The sequence below is a fragment of the Paenibacillus sp. NRS-1781 genome, from assembly GCF_050467745.1.
Taxonomy (GTDB): domain Bacteria; phylum Bacillota; class Bacilli; order Paenibacillales; family Paenibacillaceae; genus Paenibacillus; species Paenibacillus terrae_A.
Genome location: NZ_JBITPI010000024.1, coordinates 68,089 through 84,077 on the forward strand (window position 1 = coordinate 68,089; position 15,989 = coordinate 84,077).

Sequence of the window (15,989 nt, forward strand, 5' to 3'; positions counted from 1 at the left end):
TCATGGCTTTCCTGCTCGGGCCAGCCATTTATCGCTAAATTTTCTATGAAATAATAACGGCGCTATCAATTTGCGTAAATACGTTATCCTGCATGGATTGCTTATCCATTGCAGTAACTACTGTCCGGTTGGGCACACTTACGATCAACGCCATATCCTGCATTAAAATCAATGATTCTTTGGCACCTTTGGCAGCTGCTTTATCCACTGCAGAGTTAATCTTCGCCATCTGGTCACTTCTCAGCTCTATCCCCCGCTGCTCCAAACGCTTGGCTGCATGGTTGCTCAGCTTGAGTACTTGATCCTGCAACACCTGTCCGAATGGCCTACCATCCTTCGGTACCGGATTTACCCGGTTCTGCGAGATCGCTGCTGGAGGGACATTGGCGGGAAAAAGACGCCCGACCGTTATCCGGTCATTCATGTGTCTCACCACTTCCAGTAGAGGAAGAAGTTGCAGTATCCGCTGTTCCTGCCGAGGAAGCCATTGTTTGAGCTTGGCTTACTGATGTCACATCTTTCAGGGCTACCTCTGACTTTCCGATTTTGGCATACTGTACACCGTCACGAATAACGATGGAATCCACGATTCCACTTTTCACCGCACCTGCGCCCGTTTCACCCGTAATTGAATCCTTTTTACCTGCCTCAATCCAGCTGACTTCCTTTCCAATCAAACCGGAGGATATGCCTAAAGACTGTCCCAACGTATTCAACTGGGTAGAAATGTTCATCAACTGCTCCACCGAAGAAAATTGCGCCATTTGCGCGATAAATTCCTTATCCTCCAGAGGCTGCATTGGGTCCTGGTTTTGGAGCTGGGTAATCAAAATTTTCAAAAATTGATCCTTACCCATCGTTTTGGTATCCTTGGCGCTTGCCGTTTTGACGTTATTCACGTTGTAATTCGGCCAGACGTTACTGGTGGATACATTATTGTCCGCAGTCGTCATTGTGTTCTCACCTCCATGCTACGCTTGTGCTGTAAAGGAGCCAGTCCGATTTACATCATCTGTGCGTTGTTCTGCTGTCCAATTGCGGAGTTCCTCCGCCATTTCAGCTACCTTTAGAGCATCCTCGGCTTCTTCTCTACTCCGCGACTTGGAACGTTGCTCGGATTGTTGCTGCTGATTTGCACCTGATCCACGGCCATCCTGATACATGTGGGAAGAAAGTGATTCATTTTGCGTGACTTCCACTTTATCTACCTGAATACCCTGGCTTTGAAGACTTGCACGCAGCTGTGACATTTGCTGTTCAAGCAAATCCTTAGCTCCACTGTGCTCAGTCATGAACTGGGCGACCAAGTGCCCATTCTGCATCGTCAGTTTAACTTCCAGCTGTCCCAAATGATCCGGGCGAAGCATGATAGTCGCTTCCGTTAACCCAGAATGTTTCACGATATCAAGCTTTTGCACTACAAATTCCGTCATTTCCTTAGCAAATTGTCGTACATGTACAACAGGCTGCGCCGGAGCGGAAGGAGTTGTACCTTGCGTCTGCACTGAAAGCTGGCCTGCGGTCGTAACCACAGAAGTTTGACCATTGTTCGCTGTCGGATCAGCCTGCTCGGCTACGTCTACTACACCAGTTTCATCCGTTGAAGTCGCTTTAACAGCGGCTTGAACATGAATATTAGCTGCTGAACGTTGTCCTTCTGTACCTTGCTGGCTTGTCCCACCTTGACTCGTCTGCTGCTCAGTAGCAACAACCTGTTTGTCTGTAGAAACAGCCGTTAATGACTGAGCGCCATTCGCCCGATTCGCGGAAGGCTGAACTGCTTGTGAATCTGTGCCATCAACAACCTCTACAGCTTTCAGTACGCCGGTCCACTGCTCATCGGAAATAGCTCCCGTACCAGCCGTCGTATTTTGAAGCGATTGTAACAGCTGTGTAATCTGGGACTTTTGGTCTCCTGTAGCCTGATTCGCTACATTTGCAAGCTGTGACAAAGCATCCTGTAATGCAAACCGAATGGTAGCTGGATGAGCTGCCAAAGCCGTTAAGCCTGCCGCCCCATTCGTTCCTGCCCCGTCTGTTTGCTGCTCCGCTCCACCGCCTAAAAACTGTTGTACTTGCTGAACCCACGACTGCAGAGCTGCAAGCAAGGCTGGATCAGCTGTTACCTGATCATCCAGCTTTTCAAGATTTTGCAGTAATGGAGCCAATGTCTCGACAAGCGGTGCTGCTGAAGCTTCTGTCGATTCTCCGGCAGTAATCAACGGCAGCACCATAACTAATGGAGATTTCCCAGCATCTGTACCTGTAGAACCCGTTTGTCCGCCAGTCATCATTTGCGTAAGCGTCTGATTAAAACCACCGCCTGTGGCTCCTGCAGCTGCCGTCCCTGCTGTTGAAGTTGTCGCTGTACTAGCTGTGCTACCAGCCGTCTGACTGGAACTGCTGAGAGATACACTTTGAGAAATAAGTGTCATTTATTTTTTCACCTCCCTTCATTTAAATCACTTGCTACCCATCAGCTTGTTCAAAATTTTCGCCGTCTGTGCAGCATCCTTCGCAGACATATTTTGCAGTAAAGAAGCACGTGTCGAATCATCTACTGTATTCAATATGTTTAATGCCTTGTCCGGACTGATTTTGTAAGTTTGTAAAATAAGCTCGGCACCACTTTTCTTGTCCATGGAAGCGAATGTACTGCTAATTTGAGTGTTTTGCAGATTTTTACTCGTTGTTCCCGCTGTTGTGCTTTGGTCCTTTTTCAAGCGGGACTGCAACGCAGCCAACGACAAATCGGTAGATGGCGTTACGTTTTTCAGAGCCATCGTGATATCGGCTGCTTTTTTAGCATCCATCTTTTGCAATATCTTCGCACTGTTCGCTGGGTCCATGTAGCTTAACAACTGCACCGTTTCTTCGGTTGTCAAGTTTTCCATAATCGGCGCTGCTTTACTTGCCGTCATTCCTTCATACATGGAAGCAAGATCTCTGGCCTGTTTTACATATGGGTCTTCATTCGCTGTTCCGTCTGCCGCTTGCGTACCTGTCTGTCCCTGCTGACTCGCCTGCGGCTGTTGTTCCTGTTGCGTTTGCAACGTACTAACCTGATTTTGCAGTTCTGTAACTTTTTTATCCTGAGTTGTTTTAGCAGTGGCAGCCTTTTGGAGTTCCTCCGTCTGCTTGGCCAAATCTGCCTTAAGCTGCTGGATAGTGGCTTCGGAGCTTTGGGACTGGGCTTTCTGATCAGCCTCTTTGCTCTTGGCAACCTTGTCTTTTGGTTCAGGAATCCAATTCTTCACAATCGGAATCTTGTTTCCCAATGAAATCATTTCACTTCTGAAATCCATGTTGAACAGTGTCAGCAGGACCCCGACCAGAACGATTGTAAAAACAATCGGAATCAGGAAAAACATAAACCGTTCAAATCCCCCGCCTGACTCTTTTTCCAAATCCATATCCAGTTCATTTTCTGCTAAATTCCGTGCCATCGTCTTCCTCCTCAGGCAGCTGATATGCGTATCCTGCGACTTTCCGCTTACCGGGCTTTCATGGCAAATCTCACGGAAGCCATTTCATCCAGCTCGTTCTGCTCGCGCAGGAGCATTTCCTGTTGGAATTTCACGTTGGCCTTCTCTCTCGCTTTCAGCCAAACTTGTTCATCCAGCATTTTATCGGTCAAAACGGTTTGTTTGCTTTGCACATTTTGCTGCGCATATTGAACGTCCCTATGCTTGCGTGTGATACATTGATCCAGATGATTGACGTAAGCCTGTAATTCCTGAATGGTAGAGAGCGGCGCGCAATCCTCGGCAGCCTTTTGAATGGCTGATATGACCCGATTCCTTTCGCCTAATAGCTGTATTAATGTCTGCTCCTCAGCCTGCAATTGTCCAACAGCACTGGAGAGCAACCATTCGGCCTGTGACTTTTCGTTGGTTTTCAAGTCTACAACTTTTTGAAAGGAATACTGAAATCTCATCGTTCAACCTTCATCTCCTCGTAAATTCAGAAATCAAACGCTCACGAACCTCGTCCAGCTCAACCTTTTCATCCGTTCTTTGCCTTGTAAAATCCCATATATCCCGTATGCGATCCATAGATTCGTCAATTTCTGCATTCGAACCCTGCTGATAAGCCCCGATGTTAATCAGGTCCTCTGAGTCTTTATAAACCGCCATCAGGCGCTTAATATTCTCGGCAGCGTCAATCTGGTCACGTGGTGCAATATCCTTCATGACCCGGCTAATGCTGGCTAACACATCAATTGCGGGAAAATGTCCTTTATTCGCTATCCCCCGGTTGAGCACGATATGCCCATCCAAGATCCCGCGCACCGCATCCGCGATGGGTTCATTCATGTCGTCACCATCGACCAGCACCGTATAAAAAGCGGTTATGGAGCCTGTAGGCCCGGTTCCCGCACGCTCCAGCAACTTAGGCAAACTGGCGAATACGGAAGGGGTATAACCCCTCATCGCTGGTGGCTCCCCGACTGCCAATCCTACTTCACGTTGCGCCATCGCATACCGGGTAACCGAGTCCATCATCAGCATGACGTTCAATCCGCGATCACGAAAGTATTCAGCGATTGTCGTTGCAATGAGCGCTCCCTTAATACGGATCAACGCGGGTTGGTCGGAAGTTGCCACGATGACTACTGAACGTTCAAGCCCTTCCGGACCCAAATCCCGTTCAATAAAGTCCAGCACTTCGCGTCCACGTTCCCCGATCAGAGCAATTACGTTCACATCTGCTTCTGTATTACGTGCAATCATTCCCATTAGGGTACTCTTACCTACACCAGAGCCTGCGAAAATACCGACCCGCTGTCCTTTACCGATGGTAAGCAATCCGTCAATGGCTCGTACACCGATACTGATCGGCTCCTGCACACGCGGGCGACTCAGCGGATTCGATGGAATGTTGAAGGTCGAGTATCTCGCCATCCGTGAGGGAATCAACGAACCATCCAAAGGTTGGCCCAAACCGTCCAGCACTTTGCCTAACAGCTCTGATCCCACCTGCACGTTCAATGGCTTCCCTGTTCCTACGACATCACAGCCGGGACCAATGGATTGCAGTTCTCCGAGCGGCATCAAAAGTACCTTGTTGTCTCTAAAGCCTACAACTTCCGCTTGCAGTGGCTTAGCCGTTTTACCCGGATAAATGTAACAAACATCCCCGATGCTAGCGTCTGGACCTTCCGATTCCACCATCAAACCGATAACCTGTGTCACTTTGCCGTTTACCCGAACCGGGTCTATTTGTCGCAAATGATCCATGTAGCGCTGCGCATTAAGCCCCTTCATGTCTTCGCTCCTCGTTCTCATGTGCCAGACGCAGCAGTTCCTTTTTGATCTCAGCCAGTTGTGTATCTATCCGTGCATCCACACTTCCAAAGGAAGAACGAATAACACAGCCGCGATCCTTCACAGTTCCATCAGGAATAATTTGCAGTTCTGCCTGCGAATCGACAGTTAATGACAATTCTTCGCGTGCACCTTGCACAAATGCAAAATGCTGAGGCGACACACACAGCGTAATTGTTCCTTTTTCCCGTTTACGAGCCAAGTTTTTACGAATAAGCTCAATTGTATATTCAGGCTCAATACTAAGCTGTTTTTCAATAACTTTCTCAGCAATAGCACTACTTAGCTCGACCAGAAAAGGCTCAGCCTCCTGAATCAATTGCTCCTTGGTCTCATAGGCCTGACGCAAAATATCCTGCGCTTCTGCCATCATCTGTTCCGATTTCACCTGAAGCTCGGCTTCAGCCAACTTTTGGCCTTCCTCATAGCCTTGCTGAAACCCGCCAGCCTTTAAGGACTCTGTTAACTGCTCGTCCTGCTCACGGCGTTCCTGCCACCAGGCTTCAATCTGCTGCTGCGCCTCCTGAAGCATCCGTTCCGCTTCTTCAGCCGCCTCACGAACCTGCCGTTCGGCAAAATCCTTGGCATCATTCAGCATTTCATCCCGGAGCCGTTCAGTCTCGTAATCTCTCTGTGGTTCCGGCTCCATATGTTCAGTTGTGACTTCCTCGTTCGACGTTTCTGGCGCATACGTATGTGCCACATCAATGGTTTTCAAAGCTTCAACAGGCACATATTGGAAAGATTTGATCAAGTTAGACAATGATGTCATCTCCTCCGCCGCGTGCGATTATAATCTCACCGGCCTCTTCCAATCTGCGGATCGTCGATACGATGCGAGTCTGCGCTTCTTCCACATCACGCAGCCGTACCGGTCCCATATACTCCATTTCCTCTTTGAAGGTTTCTGCCATCCGTTTCGACATATTTCGGAAAATCACATCGCGTACTTCTTCGCTGGACACTTTAAGCGCCAACTGCAAATCGGCATTGTCGATATCGCGGATAATACGTTGAATGGAACGGTTATCCACATTGACGATATCCTCAAATACGAACATTCTTTTCTTGATTTCCTCGGCCAGTTCAGGGTCCTGAATTTCAAGCGAATCGAGGATCGTGCGTTCGGTCCCACGGTCTACCCCATTCAAAATCTGAACAATGGACTCGATACCACCTGCATTCGTGTAATCCTGCGTCGCGGTTGCTGACAGCTTTTGCTCCAGCACACGTTCCACTTGTGAAATGACTTCCGGCGAAGTGCTGTCCATTACAGCGACACGCCGAGCTACCTCAGCCTGCTTTTCCTGTGGCAGGGACGACAGAATCGCCGCCGCCTGCTCGAATTGCAAGTACGATAGCACGAGAGCAATCGTCTGTGGATTTTCGTTCTGTATAAAATTCAAAATCTGGTTTGGATCAGCCTTGCGGGCAAAATCGAACGGTCTTACCTGCAACGTTGCCGTCAGACGGTTAATGACCTCAACTGCTTTTTGCGACCCGAGTGCCTTTTCCAATATCTCTTTGGCATAATTGATGCCGCCTTGGGAAATGTACTCCTGAGCTAAACAAATTTGATGAAACTCAGCCATAATCGAATCTTTTTCCGTTGCATCGACCTTCCGCACATTGGCAATTTCCAGTGTAAGTTGCTCAATCTCTTCGTCACGCAAATGCTTGAATATTTGAGCGGATACTTCCGGCCCCATCGTGATTAGCAGAATTGCCGCTTTTTGTCTTCCCGTTAAACCTTGACTGCTTGCTTTTGCCAATGAACTCACCTCTATTCGTCAGCCAGCCATGTACGAAGCAGATTGACGAATTCGTCGGGTTTCTTTTTCGCCAGACTCTCAAGCTGTTTACGCACTTGACTTTCATTTGTCACACTTTCCATGGTAATAGACGGGAACTCCGTCGGTGTTGGCATAAGTTGCAGATCTTCATCTAATTCTTCTTCCTGCTGCTTACGACGACCGCGTACAATCAGGAAGATTACGCCTGCCAACAGGGCCAGTACAGCAGCCCCGATGCCCCATACCCAAGGGTTGGAAGCTGAGAAAAACGTATTGGTGTTCGCTGGCGCCGGTACGGATTGAGAGAACACTGAAACTTTTTTGGCTAAATCAGCGTCTGTAATAGTAACGCCGGAATTCGCTAATGAAGCTCTTACGATATTAACCAAGATGTTTTGGATTGCGGCCTGAGTTGCTGTATCCAAAGTTTGCTGCCCTGTTGGTGGTTCAACTGCTACATTAATGGTTAAATCTTTTACAGTGTACGGACTTTGGATAATATCCTTTGCAATTCGGTTAACTTCGTAGTTAATTGTGCTTGAGCTCTTATCTGAGCTTGTGTTGCCCGAATTGCTTCCTCCAGGGTAACCAGGTACATCCTGCGTTCCTGTGCCTGCGACTCCTCCGGTTTGTCCACTACTGCCAGTGTAGCTTTCCTGAATTTGCTGGGCACTGATTTCAATGCCCTTCATTTTCGTTTGATCAACTGGTGTGACCATCTGCTCTTTTGACGTTACTTTGTCGAAATTCAGCTGTGACATAACCAGCACATTCACTTTGTCTTCGCCAACAATTTTCGACAAAAATTGTTGGACATTATTCCTTACATCGCTCTCAAACTTCTTCTGCAGAGCCATGTTTTCCTCAACACCACTGGAGAGACCTCCTTGACCGCCCTTGGCCGTTGGAAACAGTTCATACTCCTTATTGGTGATCGTAATGTTTTCTACAGGCAAATTCGGCACAGCCGTCTTTACCAGATTAAAGTATCCGTCGATGGCTTGCTGATTTGGCGTAAAGCCAGGTTCGAATTCCATTTGAACCGAAGCAGAAGCTTTGTCTTTTTCTTCAAGCCCGGCAAAAATGTTTTCCTTCGGCATATTAATGACAGCTTTAGAGCTTTGGACACCATCCATCCGTTCCAACAATTGCTGCACTTCGCCGTTCAATGCGTTATTGTATTTCACATTGAACTCGTTCTCCGTCATACCAATTGCCGAGGAGGACTGGTCAAAGGCACTCATGCCGATTGAACCCTTTTGAATTAGGCCCTGAGACCCGACATCTACCTTTGCCTTATCGGCGTTTGCGGTTGGGACTGAGATTTGCGTCCCGCCAGCATTGAGCTGATATGGAATACCCGCTGAATCGAGATATTTAATGACCCCGGCAGCATCGTTTGCGTTTAAATCCCGGAAAGCCACTTCATACTCGGTTTTAGTAAACTGCATCGTTAGCACTACAATGGCAATGATGATGAATGCCATTGTCGAAACAAGTAATATCTTCTGTTTTTTGCTGAAATTATTCCAATACCCGGAAATCTTATCCCGATATTGGGCGATTCTCTCGTTCACTCCGTCACCCCATCCGAAACTTTGCTAGATCCTCTTTACATCTGTGTACGCATGATCTCCTGATAGGCTTCAATCGCTTTGTTTCGGACTTGAGTAGTAAGCTGCAGAGAAAGCAGCGCTTGTTGGGAAGTGATCAAGACCTGATCAACATCAACTTTTCCTGCCATGAACTGGTCGGACATCGTGTGTGTAGCGGCTTCCTGCTGCCCCACTTCATTGAGCGCATCCTTTAGGAACGAACCAAAATCCTTCAAGGATTCGGAAGGTGTCGCTTTCGTCAACTCATTGTTAGGCGATTGAATTTGCTGTATTGCCGGTGTCTGTACATTAAACATGGCGTTCTGGATCATGTTTTACTCTCCCTATTCTGTAGTTAGTAGTCCTGGAACTTAGCGACCGATTTCAAGTGCCTTGGAAACCATTGCCTTGGATGCATTCAGAGCTGTTACATTGGCTTCGTAAGAGCGTGTTGCGGAAATCATGTCTACCATTTCTTTCATAATGTCTACGTTAGGCATATATACATAGCCATCTTTATCAGCATCCGGGTGACCCGGATTATACACAGGCTTCAAAGGTGACTGATCTTCCTGTATTTGCGAAACCTTAACGCCAGCGGCGCCTATTCCTTTTCCTTCCATTTGAGCCTGCAAAACATCGGCAAACCGAGATTGGTTAGGCTCCAAAACAACCGTTTTTCTCCGGTATGGAACCGCTTGCCCATTCTCCACTTTTGCCCGGGTTGTCTCTGCATTCGCAATGTTGCTTGATATGACATCCATCCGCAACCTTTGGGCCGTAAGAGCAGAGGCGCTGATATCAAAGCCGTTGTTAATCTTCACCTGGTCCTATCTCCCTTCTACCGCTGTTCTCATCATTTTGATGCGTTCACTAATTTCTTGGATGTAGGTATTATATCTCAGTTGATTCTCAGCCATAAGGCTCATTTCTCTGTCGATATCCACGTTATTCATATTGTTGTTCATGACAGAATACCCATCTTTGGTGACGACAGCATCTGGAATGGAGTTCACAGGTCCTATCTGAAAATGTTTCGCATTGGTTACTTTTCCACGTAATGGTGTCACGTCGCCACCCATTTGCTGCTGAAGCAATTCTTCAAATGAAACCTCTGAACGCTTAAAATACGGGGTATCCTCATTGGAAATGTTGTTGGCTATCACACGTTGTCTCGTATTTGCCGCCTGAACACCTGCCTGAAGTTTTTGAAAGCTCATATCACCCAGCAGATTCATTTAGCTCCTCCTTCCAGCGTCTACTCCAAAGTAAGATTCAATAAAACAAGATTTTTCACTTTTTTTCGACAATAAAATTTCATAATTATACATTTCTCTTAGGTCTTAAGTAGAAAATAATTGCTTTGTGTCATATATTCTAAGTTTCGTAGAGTTGGGACCTAATTACAATAAGAAAAAAGCCCTATCTTTTTTAAAAAAGAGGGCTTTCGATGCATAAAATGTTAAATTTTTCAGGTTTTTTTCAATGAAATGAATGTTTTCTTAGCACTTTGCACCTGTAAAAGATTATACGTCCTACTTTTGGAATAGACAGAAAAATCATCTAAGGGGCGCTCATCTAGGTCTATGTGACGGTGCAAGATAGTGTTATTCTAGACAACGCATCCTATTTTAAAAGCTCCCGCTCATAAAATATACTGACTAAGGTCCCTGTTTTGGGCAATATCACCCAGCTTCTCCCGAACATATTCCGGGGTAATGATCATGCGGTCTAAAGTAAGCTCTGGAGCCTCGAAGGACAAATCCTCCAACAACTTCTCCAAAATCGTATGCAAGCGGCGCGCACCGATGTTTTCCGTGTTCCGGTTTACAGACTCGGCAATGCTGGCAATTTCACGGATGGCTTCCGCCGAAAATTCTACTTCAATCTCTTCGGTACGAAGCAAATCCGTGTATTGCTTAGTCAACGCATTTTTAGGCTCTGTTAAAATGGATACAAATTCATCCAATGTGAGACTGCTCAGTTCAACACGGATTGGAAAACGTCCCTGCAGCTCAGGGATCAGATCAGAAGGCTTAGCAACATGAAAAGCTCCAGCGGCGATAAAAAGAATATAATCTGTCCTTACTGGGCCGTATTTAGTCATAATGGTAGAACCCTCGACAATAGGCAAAATATCGCGCTGGACACCTTCTCTAGATACATCAGGACCACTGCCCTTGCCCTGGCTGGCAATCTTGTCGATTTCATCAATAAAAATGATACCGGATTGTTCAGCACGTTTCACGGACTCCTGAATGACATCATCCATGTCGATCAGCTTGGCAGCCTCATCCTGAATGAGCACCTTGCGGGCTTCCTTCACTGGCAACTTGCGCTTTTTAGTCCGCTTTGGCAGAAAGCTTCCAAACATTTCCTGCATATTCATACCCATTTGCTCATTTCCCTGCCCAGCAAACATATCCAGCATATTGGGTGCGGTATCCTCCACATCAATCTCAATAACTTCATCTTCAAGCTTGCCAGACAATAGATCGAATTTAGCCTTACGCCGTTTCTCTGCCAAGGATGTGTCCTGTTGCGGGGGTTCTTCCTCTACCGAATTCCCGGTGTTATTGCCAAACAGCATTTCAAAAGGGTTGCGTTGGGATTTATTTGATTTCTCCGTAGGTACAAGAATACTGACAATCCGTTCATTCGCCATGTCCTCGGCTTTGTCCTTCACATTCTCCGTCCGCTCCGCTTTAACGATACGAATCGAGGTTTCCATCAAGTCACGCACCATGGATTCCACGTCCCGGCCGACATAACCCACTTCTGTGAACTTAGTCGCCTCTACCTTAATAAAAGGAGCTCCCACGAGTCGGGCCAGTCTGCGTGCAATTTCGGTTTTACCCACGCCCGTCGGACCGATCATCAAAATATTTTTGGGCACAATTTCATCCCGGATATCATCCGGCAGCTTGCTGCGCCGATAACGGTTGCGCAAGGCAACGGCAACGGATTTTTTAGCCTGCTTCTGTCCGACAATATATTTATCCAGCTCGGATACAACTTGTCTGGGCGTCAACGATTGATTATTCATTTTGCACTCCTCCACCCTTGAATACTCAGAGCCGATTTACAGTTCTTCCACGATAATCTGATTGTTCGTATATACACATATTTCCGAGGCAACCTCCAGCGCTTCCCTGGCCATATCCTTTGCCTCCATACCGGAGCCATGACGCTTGAATGCGCGCGCCGCCGCCAATGCAAAATTTCCACCTGAGCCGATGGCAAGCACATCATCGTCCGGCTCGATAATTTCACCACCCCCGGAAATGAGTAGCATTCCGGATTGATCCATAACAATCATCAAAGCCTCCAGCTTACGCAGGATACGGTCCTGCCGCCAGTCCTTAGCCAGTTCCACCGCAGCCCGCTGAAGGTTGCCGTGATGTTCCTCCAGCTTGTTTTCAAACTTTTCAAACAATGTGATGGCATCCGCCACCGAGCCGGCAAAACCTGCTACCACCTGACCACGGTATAATCTGCGTACTTTTTTTGCCGTCTGCTTCATGACGACACTGTTACCGAACGTTACCTGACCATCACCAGCAATAGCTCCCTTGCCATTGTGGCGTACAGCACAGATGGTGGTAGCATGAAAGGACATATCCATAACGCGCTCCTCCTTTTCCTTCATCCTTATGCCTGTACTTCGGCTGACATAACTTCCGCTTCGTTGATGTAACCACGCAAGCTTTCCAGCGCACGGTTAGCAAGCGCTTCGTTCTTTTCCTTCTTGTTGCGAATACGCATTTCCAGCTTTGGCAGCAGACCGAAGTTCGCATTCATCGGCTGAAAATGCTTGAAATCAGCGGTTGTGATGTAACGGGCCATACTTCCCAGTGTCGTTTCCGCTGGGAATACAAACATTTCTTGTCCACTCGCCGCACGTGCTGCATTCATTCCCGCCAGCAAACCCGAGGCCGCAGATTCCACGTACCCTTCTACTCCAGTCATTTGTCCGGCAAAGAACAGATTACTTCTGCCTTTGAACTGATAGGTCGGATGAAGCTGCTGTGGGGAATTAATAAAGGTGTTGCGATGCATTACACCATAACGTACAAACTCTGCATTCTCCAGGCCCGGTATCATGGAAAATACGCGCTTTTGCTCTCCCCATTTCAGATGAGTCTGGAACCCAACCAGGTTGTACAGTGTACCCGCCGCATTATCCTGACGAAGCTGTACAACGGCATGTGGCAGCTCTCCTGTATGTGGGTTCACGAGACCCACTGGTTTCATCGGTCCAAACAATGCCGTCTGCTTACCTCGCTGCATCATCACTTCAATAGGCATACAGCCTTCGAAATAAATTTCTTTTTCGAATTCCTTAACTTGTGCCACCTCAGCCGTAATCAGCGCCTCATAAAAAGCGTCAAATTCCGCTTCATTCATCGGACAGTTCAAGTAGGCTGCTTCTCCCTTATCATAGCGGGAAGCCAGATAAACCTTGCTCATGTCGATAGAGTCCTTCTCCACAATCGGGGCCGCCGCATCGTAAAAGTAAAAATACTCTTCTCCCATCAGCGATTTAATCTGTTCCGACAAAGCCGGAGAAGTTAAAGGACCGGTAGCAATGACCACGATCCCATCCTGTGGAATTTCCTGAAGCTCCTCATTGACAACCTCAATAAGCGGATGTTGATGAAGGGTATCTGTAATATGGCCGGAAAATCCATCTCGATCCACCGCCAGCGCACCACCAGCCGGAACAGCATGACGATCTGCGGCATTCAAAATCAAGGAGTTCAATATTCTCATTTCTTCCTTCAGCACACCTACCGCGTTAGTCAAACCATTTGCCCGTAAAGAATTGCTGCACACCAGCTCGGCAAATTTATCTGTATGATGTGCCGGTGTTTTGACAACCGGTCTCATTTCATATAACTTAACAGGCACACCACGGCTTGCAATCTGCCAGGCAGCTTCGCTGCCCGCCAAACCTGCTCCGATGACCGTTACCTTTTGTAGTTCACTCACGTTTAAATCCCCCTGCTATTGTTGTTCTTATGAAGTCTCTACACCCTCGTCGCTATCTTCCAGCATTTCACTGTGATCGCAGACGGTACAGTTGAGCTTCGTTCCCTTTTTGGTACGTTTTTCAACCATTAGGCTAGCACAACTTGGACAAGGCTTAATAGACGGTTTATCCCAGGATACAAAATCGCATTCAGGATAACGATCACATCCATAAAAGATACGTCCTTTTTTACTCCGCCGTTCCACCACATGGCCCTCACCACATGTAGGACAATTAATTCCGATATCCTTGACAATCGGCTTCGTATTACGACAATCCGGGAACGCAGAGCAAGCTAGAAATTTACCAAAGCGGCCGAGCTTATACACCATCGGGCTGCCACATTTGTCACAAATGACATCGGATTCTTCATCCTTTATCTCAATTTCCTTCATTTCTTCCTCTGCCACTTCCAGACGCTTCTCAAACGACTCGTAAAAGTCACTCAAGACCTTGACCCAGTCTCCTTCGCCTTCTTCTACGTGATCAAGATCACCCTCCATATTGGCCGTGAACTCCACGTTCAGAATTTCAGGAAAGAATTCCTCCATCTGCTCGATGACCAGTTCTCCCAGCTCTGTAGGGAAGAACTTCTTCTCTTCAATGGCGACATAGCCACGCTTCTGAATAGTTTCCAGTGTCGGTGCATACGTACTCGGACGCCCGATACCCAGTTCCTCCAGCGTTTTCACCAGCCGTGCTTCTGTATAACGGGGAGGCGGTTGCGTGAAATGCTGCTTCGGCTCAACCGATTCCTTTTTCAGCTTGTCGCCCGGTTTAAGCGGCGGCAGCAGCTTATCTTCTTCGGTTTTGCCGTCGTCATTCCCCTCCACATACACTTTCATGAAGCCTGGAAAACGAACCTTCGAACCGGCTGCACGGAATATAGTCTCACCCGCTTCAATATCAACGGACAAGGTATCCATAATTGCCGAAGCCATCTGACTGGCCATAAAACGCTCCCATACCAGTTTGTACAAACGGAACTGATCACGGCTCATAAACGGCTTAACCGTTTCCGGATCACGCAGCGCGGAGGTTGGACGAATCGCTTCATGTGCATCCTGGGCGTTGGCCGCTTTTTTGGAATATTGACGAGGACTTTCAGGTACAAAAGCTTCACCATATTTCTGAATAATGAATTCCTTCGCTTCCTCTTGGGCCGAGACGGCGATTCGTGTGGAATCCGTACGCATATACGTAATCAGACCCACGGTTCCTTCCTTGCCCAAGTCCACACCCTCATACAGCTGCTGGGCCACGGACATTGTTTTGGATGCACGGAAGTTGAGTTTCCGAGCCGCCTCTTGCTGCAAGGAGCTAGTCGTGAATGGTGGAGAAGGATTGCGCAAACGCTCTTTCTCTTTCACATCACGGACCTTGTAAGACGACTTGCCGATAGCCTCCAGCACTTCTTGTACATCCGCTTCGCTGGAGAGCTCTTTCTTTTGGCCACGAAGCTGATGGAATTTCGCCTCAAAGGTACTTTCCTTAATCGCCAGTTTGGCTGTGATCGTCCAATACTCTTCCGGCACAAACTCATTAATCTCGTTTTCCCGGTCCAGGATAATTTTCACGGCAACCGACTGCACACGCCCTGCGGACAAGCCCTTCTTTACCTTTTTCCAAAGCAATGGACTGATTTTGTAGCCAACAAGCCGATCAAGAATCCGCCGTGCTTGTTGGGCATTGACCAAATCCATATTGATTTTGCGTGGTGTTTTAAAAGCATCCTTGACGGCCTGCTTTGTGATCTCATTAAATACAACGCGGCAGTCTGCTGTATCGTCCAGATCCAGCGCATGCGCCAAATGCCAAGCAATAGCTTCGCCTTCGCGATCCGGGTCAGCCGCCAAATATACTTTTTTTACTTTTTTTCTGGCATCCTTTAATTCTTTCAAAATTGAGCCTTTTCCTCGAATGGTAATGTATTTGGGATTAAAATCATTTTCAACCTCTACGCCGATCTGACTCTTTGGCAAATCCCTGATATGACCCATGGAAGCCTTGACGATATATTTGCTGCCCAAGTATTTGCCGATCGTCTTCGCCTTGGAAGGCGATTCCACGATGACGAGTGAATCCGCCATAGGCTCTTCCTCCTCTCAATTACGTACAATAGGATAGACTTCCTGAAATGTGGTGAGTTATAGCGCAGAGACGCTCCGAGCTATAAAGTCAACACATTTCAGGAAGAAGGTAGGGACCAGGAGTCCGCTATGCGGATAAATATCTAAACTCC

The 15,989-nt window shown here is 47.5% G+C and carries 16 protein-coding genes; all 16 read right to left on the minus strand.

Going from position 1 to position 15,989, the window contains the following annotated elements; translation table 11 throughout:
- Positions 1-43: 43 nt before the first annotated feature.
- Positions 44-424: a TIGR02530 family flagellar biosynthesis protein gene (locus ACIFO6_RS09390; RefSeq protein WP_134910133.1), complete on the minus strand. Its 381-nt coding sequence runs from the start codon at positions 422-424 to the stop codon at positions 44-46.
- On the minus strand, positions 417-953 hold the full coding sequence (locus ACIFO6_RS09395; protein ID WP_430040251.1) for a flagellar hook capping FlgD N-terminal domain-containing protein: 537 nt from the start codon (positions 951-953) through the stop codon (positions 417-419). Before ACIFO6_RS09395 ends, ACIFO6_RS09390 begins: the two co-directional genes overlap by 8 nt.
- Before the next feature lie 18 nt (positions 954-971).
- Complete coding sequence (locus tag ACIFO6_RS09400) at positions 972-2,435, minus strand: flagellar hook-length control protein FliK (RefSeq protein WP_430040253.1); 1,464 nt, start codon at positions 2,433-2,435, stop codon at positions 972-974.
- Positions 2,436-2,462: 27 nt separating this feature from the next.
- Complete coding sequence (locus ACIFO6_RS09405; protein ID WP_430040255.1) at positions 2,463-3,446, minus strand: magnesium transporter MgtE N-terminal domain-containing protein; 984 nt, start codon at positions 3,444-3,446, stop codon at positions 2,463-2,465.
- 47 nt (positions 3,447-3,493) lie between these two features.
- Positions 3,494-3,937, minus strand: coding sequence for a flagellar export protein FliJ (gene fliJ / locus ACIFO6_RS09410; RefSeq protein ID WP_044644869.1), 444 nt, complete (start codon positions 3,935-3,937; stop codon positions 3,494-3,496).
- Between the two features lie 10 nt (positions 3,938-3,947).
- Complete coding sequence (gene fliI / locus ACIFO6_RS09415; protein ID WP_044644870.1) at positions 3,948-5,267, minus strand: flagellar protein export ATPase FliI; 1,320 nt, start codon at positions 5,265-5,267, stop codon at positions 3,948-3,950.
- Positions 5,254-6,090 (minus strand): FliH/SctL family protein, encoded by an 837-nt coding sequence (locus tag ACIFO6_RS09420; protein WP_430040258.1) that lies wholly within the window; start codon positions 6,088-6,090, stop codon positions 5,254-5,256. The genes fliI and ACIFO6_RS09420 overlap by 14 nt, the downstream gene beginning before the upstream one ends.
- Positions 6,083-7,099, minus strand: a complete 1,017-nt coding sequence (fliG, locus tag ACIFO6_RS09425) for a flagellar motor switch protein FliG (protein ID WP_283655626.1) — start codon at positions 7,097-7,099, stop codon at positions 6,083-6,085. The genes ACIFO6_RS09420 and fliG overlap by 8 nt, the downstream gene beginning before the upstream one ends.
- A gap of 11 nt (positions 7,100-7,110) precedes the next feature.
- Positions 7,111-8,697 carry a flagellar basal-body MS-ring/collar protein FliF gene (gene fliF, locus ACIFO6_RS09430; protein ID WP_430040260.1) on the minus strand — a complete coding sequence of 529 codons (1,587 nt, stop codon included), beginning with the start codon at positions 8,695-8,697 and terminating at the stop codon, positions 7,111-7,113.
- A 35-nt stretch (positions 8,698-8,732) separates the two neighbouring features.
- Positions 8,733-9,047 (minus strand): flagellar hook-basal body complex protein FliE, encoded by a 315-nt coding sequence (gene fliE, locus ACIFO6_RS09435; RefSeq protein ID WP_283655624.1) that lies wholly within the window; start codon positions 9,045-9,047, stop codon positions 8,733-8,735.
- A gap of 39 nt (positions 9,048-9,086) precedes the next feature.
- Entirely contained in the window at positions 9,087-9,539 is a 453-nt protein-coding gene (flgC, locus tag ACIFO6_RS09440) for a flagellar basal body rod protein FlgC (protein ID WP_430040263.1), read from the minus strand.
- Between the two features lie 6 nt (positions 9,540-9,545).
- Positions 9,546-9,953: a flagellar basal body rod protein FlgB gene (gene flgB / locus ACIFO6_RS09445; protein WP_430040265.1), complete on the minus strand. Its 408-nt coding sequence runs from the start codon at positions 9,951-9,953 to the stop codon at positions 9,546-9,548.
- A gap of 407 nt (positions 9,954-10,360) precedes the next feature.
- Positions 10,361-11,761, minus strand: a complete 1,401-nt coding sequence (hslU, locus tag ACIFO6_RS09450) for an ATP-dependent protease ATPase subunit HslU (RefSeq protein WP_430040267.1) — start codon at positions 11,759-11,761, stop codon at positions 10,361-10,363.
- Between the two features lie 36 nt (positions 11,762-11,797).
- On the minus strand, positions 11,798-12,340 hold the full coding sequence (gene hslV, locus ACIFO6_RS09455; RefSeq protein ID WP_014281071.1) for an ATP-dependent protease subunit HslV: 543 nt from the start codon (positions 12,338-12,340) through the stop codon (positions 11,798-11,800).
- Between the two features lie 26 nt (positions 12,341-12,366).
- Positions 12,367-13,707: an FADH(2)-oxidizing methylenetetrahydrofolate--tRNA-(uracil(54)-C(5))-methyltransferase TrmFO gene (gene trmFO / locus ACIFO6_RS09460; protein ID WP_430040269.1), complete on the minus strand. Its 1,341-nt coding sequence runs from the start codon at positions 13,705-13,707 to the stop codon at positions 12,367-12,369.
- A 27-nt stretch (positions 13,708-13,734) separates the two neighbouring features.
- Entirely contained in the window at positions 13,735-15,837 is a 2,103-nt protein-coding gene (topA, locus tag ACIFO6_RS09465) for a type I DNA topoisomerase (RefSeq protein WP_430040271.1), read from the minus strand.
- Between the last annotated feature and the right edge of the window lie 152 nt (positions 15,838-15,989).

Coding starts and splice junctions, on each gene's coding strand:
- ACIFO6_RS09390 (WP_134910133.1), bottom strand. CDS start 424: ATGAATGACCGGATAACGGTCGGGCGTCTTTTTCCCGCCAATGTCCCT.
- ACIFO6_RS09395 (WP_430040251.1), bottom strand. CDS start 953: ATGACGACTGCGGACAATAATGTATCCACCAGTAACGTCTGGCCGAAT.
- ACIFO6_RS09400 (WP_430040253.1), bottom strand. CDS start 2,435: ATGACACTTATTTCTCAAAGTGTATCTCTCAGCAGTTCCAGTCAGACG.
- ACIFO6_RS09405 (WP_430040255.1), bottom strand. CDS start 3,446: ATGGCACGGAATTTAGCAGAAAATGAACTGGATATGGATTTGGAAAAA.
- fliJ (WP_044644869.1), bottom strand. CDS start 3,937: ATGAGATTTCAGTATTCCTTTCAAAAAGTTGTAGACTTGAAAACCAAC.
- fliI (WP_044644870.1), bottom strand. CDS start 5,267: ATGAAGGGGCTTAATGCGCAGCGCTACATGGATCATTTGCGACAAATA.
- fliE (WP_283655624.1), bottom strand. CDS start 9,047: ATGATCCAGAACGCCATGTTTAATGTACAGACACCGGCAATACAGCAA.
- flgB (WP_430040265.1), bottom strand. CDS start 9,953: ATGAATCTGCTGGGTGATATGAGCTTTCAAAAACTTCAGGCAGGTGTT.
- hslU (WP_430040267.1), bottom strand. CDS start 11,761: ATGAATAATCAATCGTTGACGCCCAGACAAGTTGTATCCGAGCTGGAT.
- hslV (WP_014281071.1), bottom strand. CDS start 12,340: ATGGATATGTCCTTTCATGCTACCACCATCTGTGCTGTACGCCACAAT.
- topA (WP_430040271.1), bottom strand. CDS start 15,837: ATGGCGGATTCACTCGTCATCGTGGAATCGCCTTCCAAGGCGAAGACG.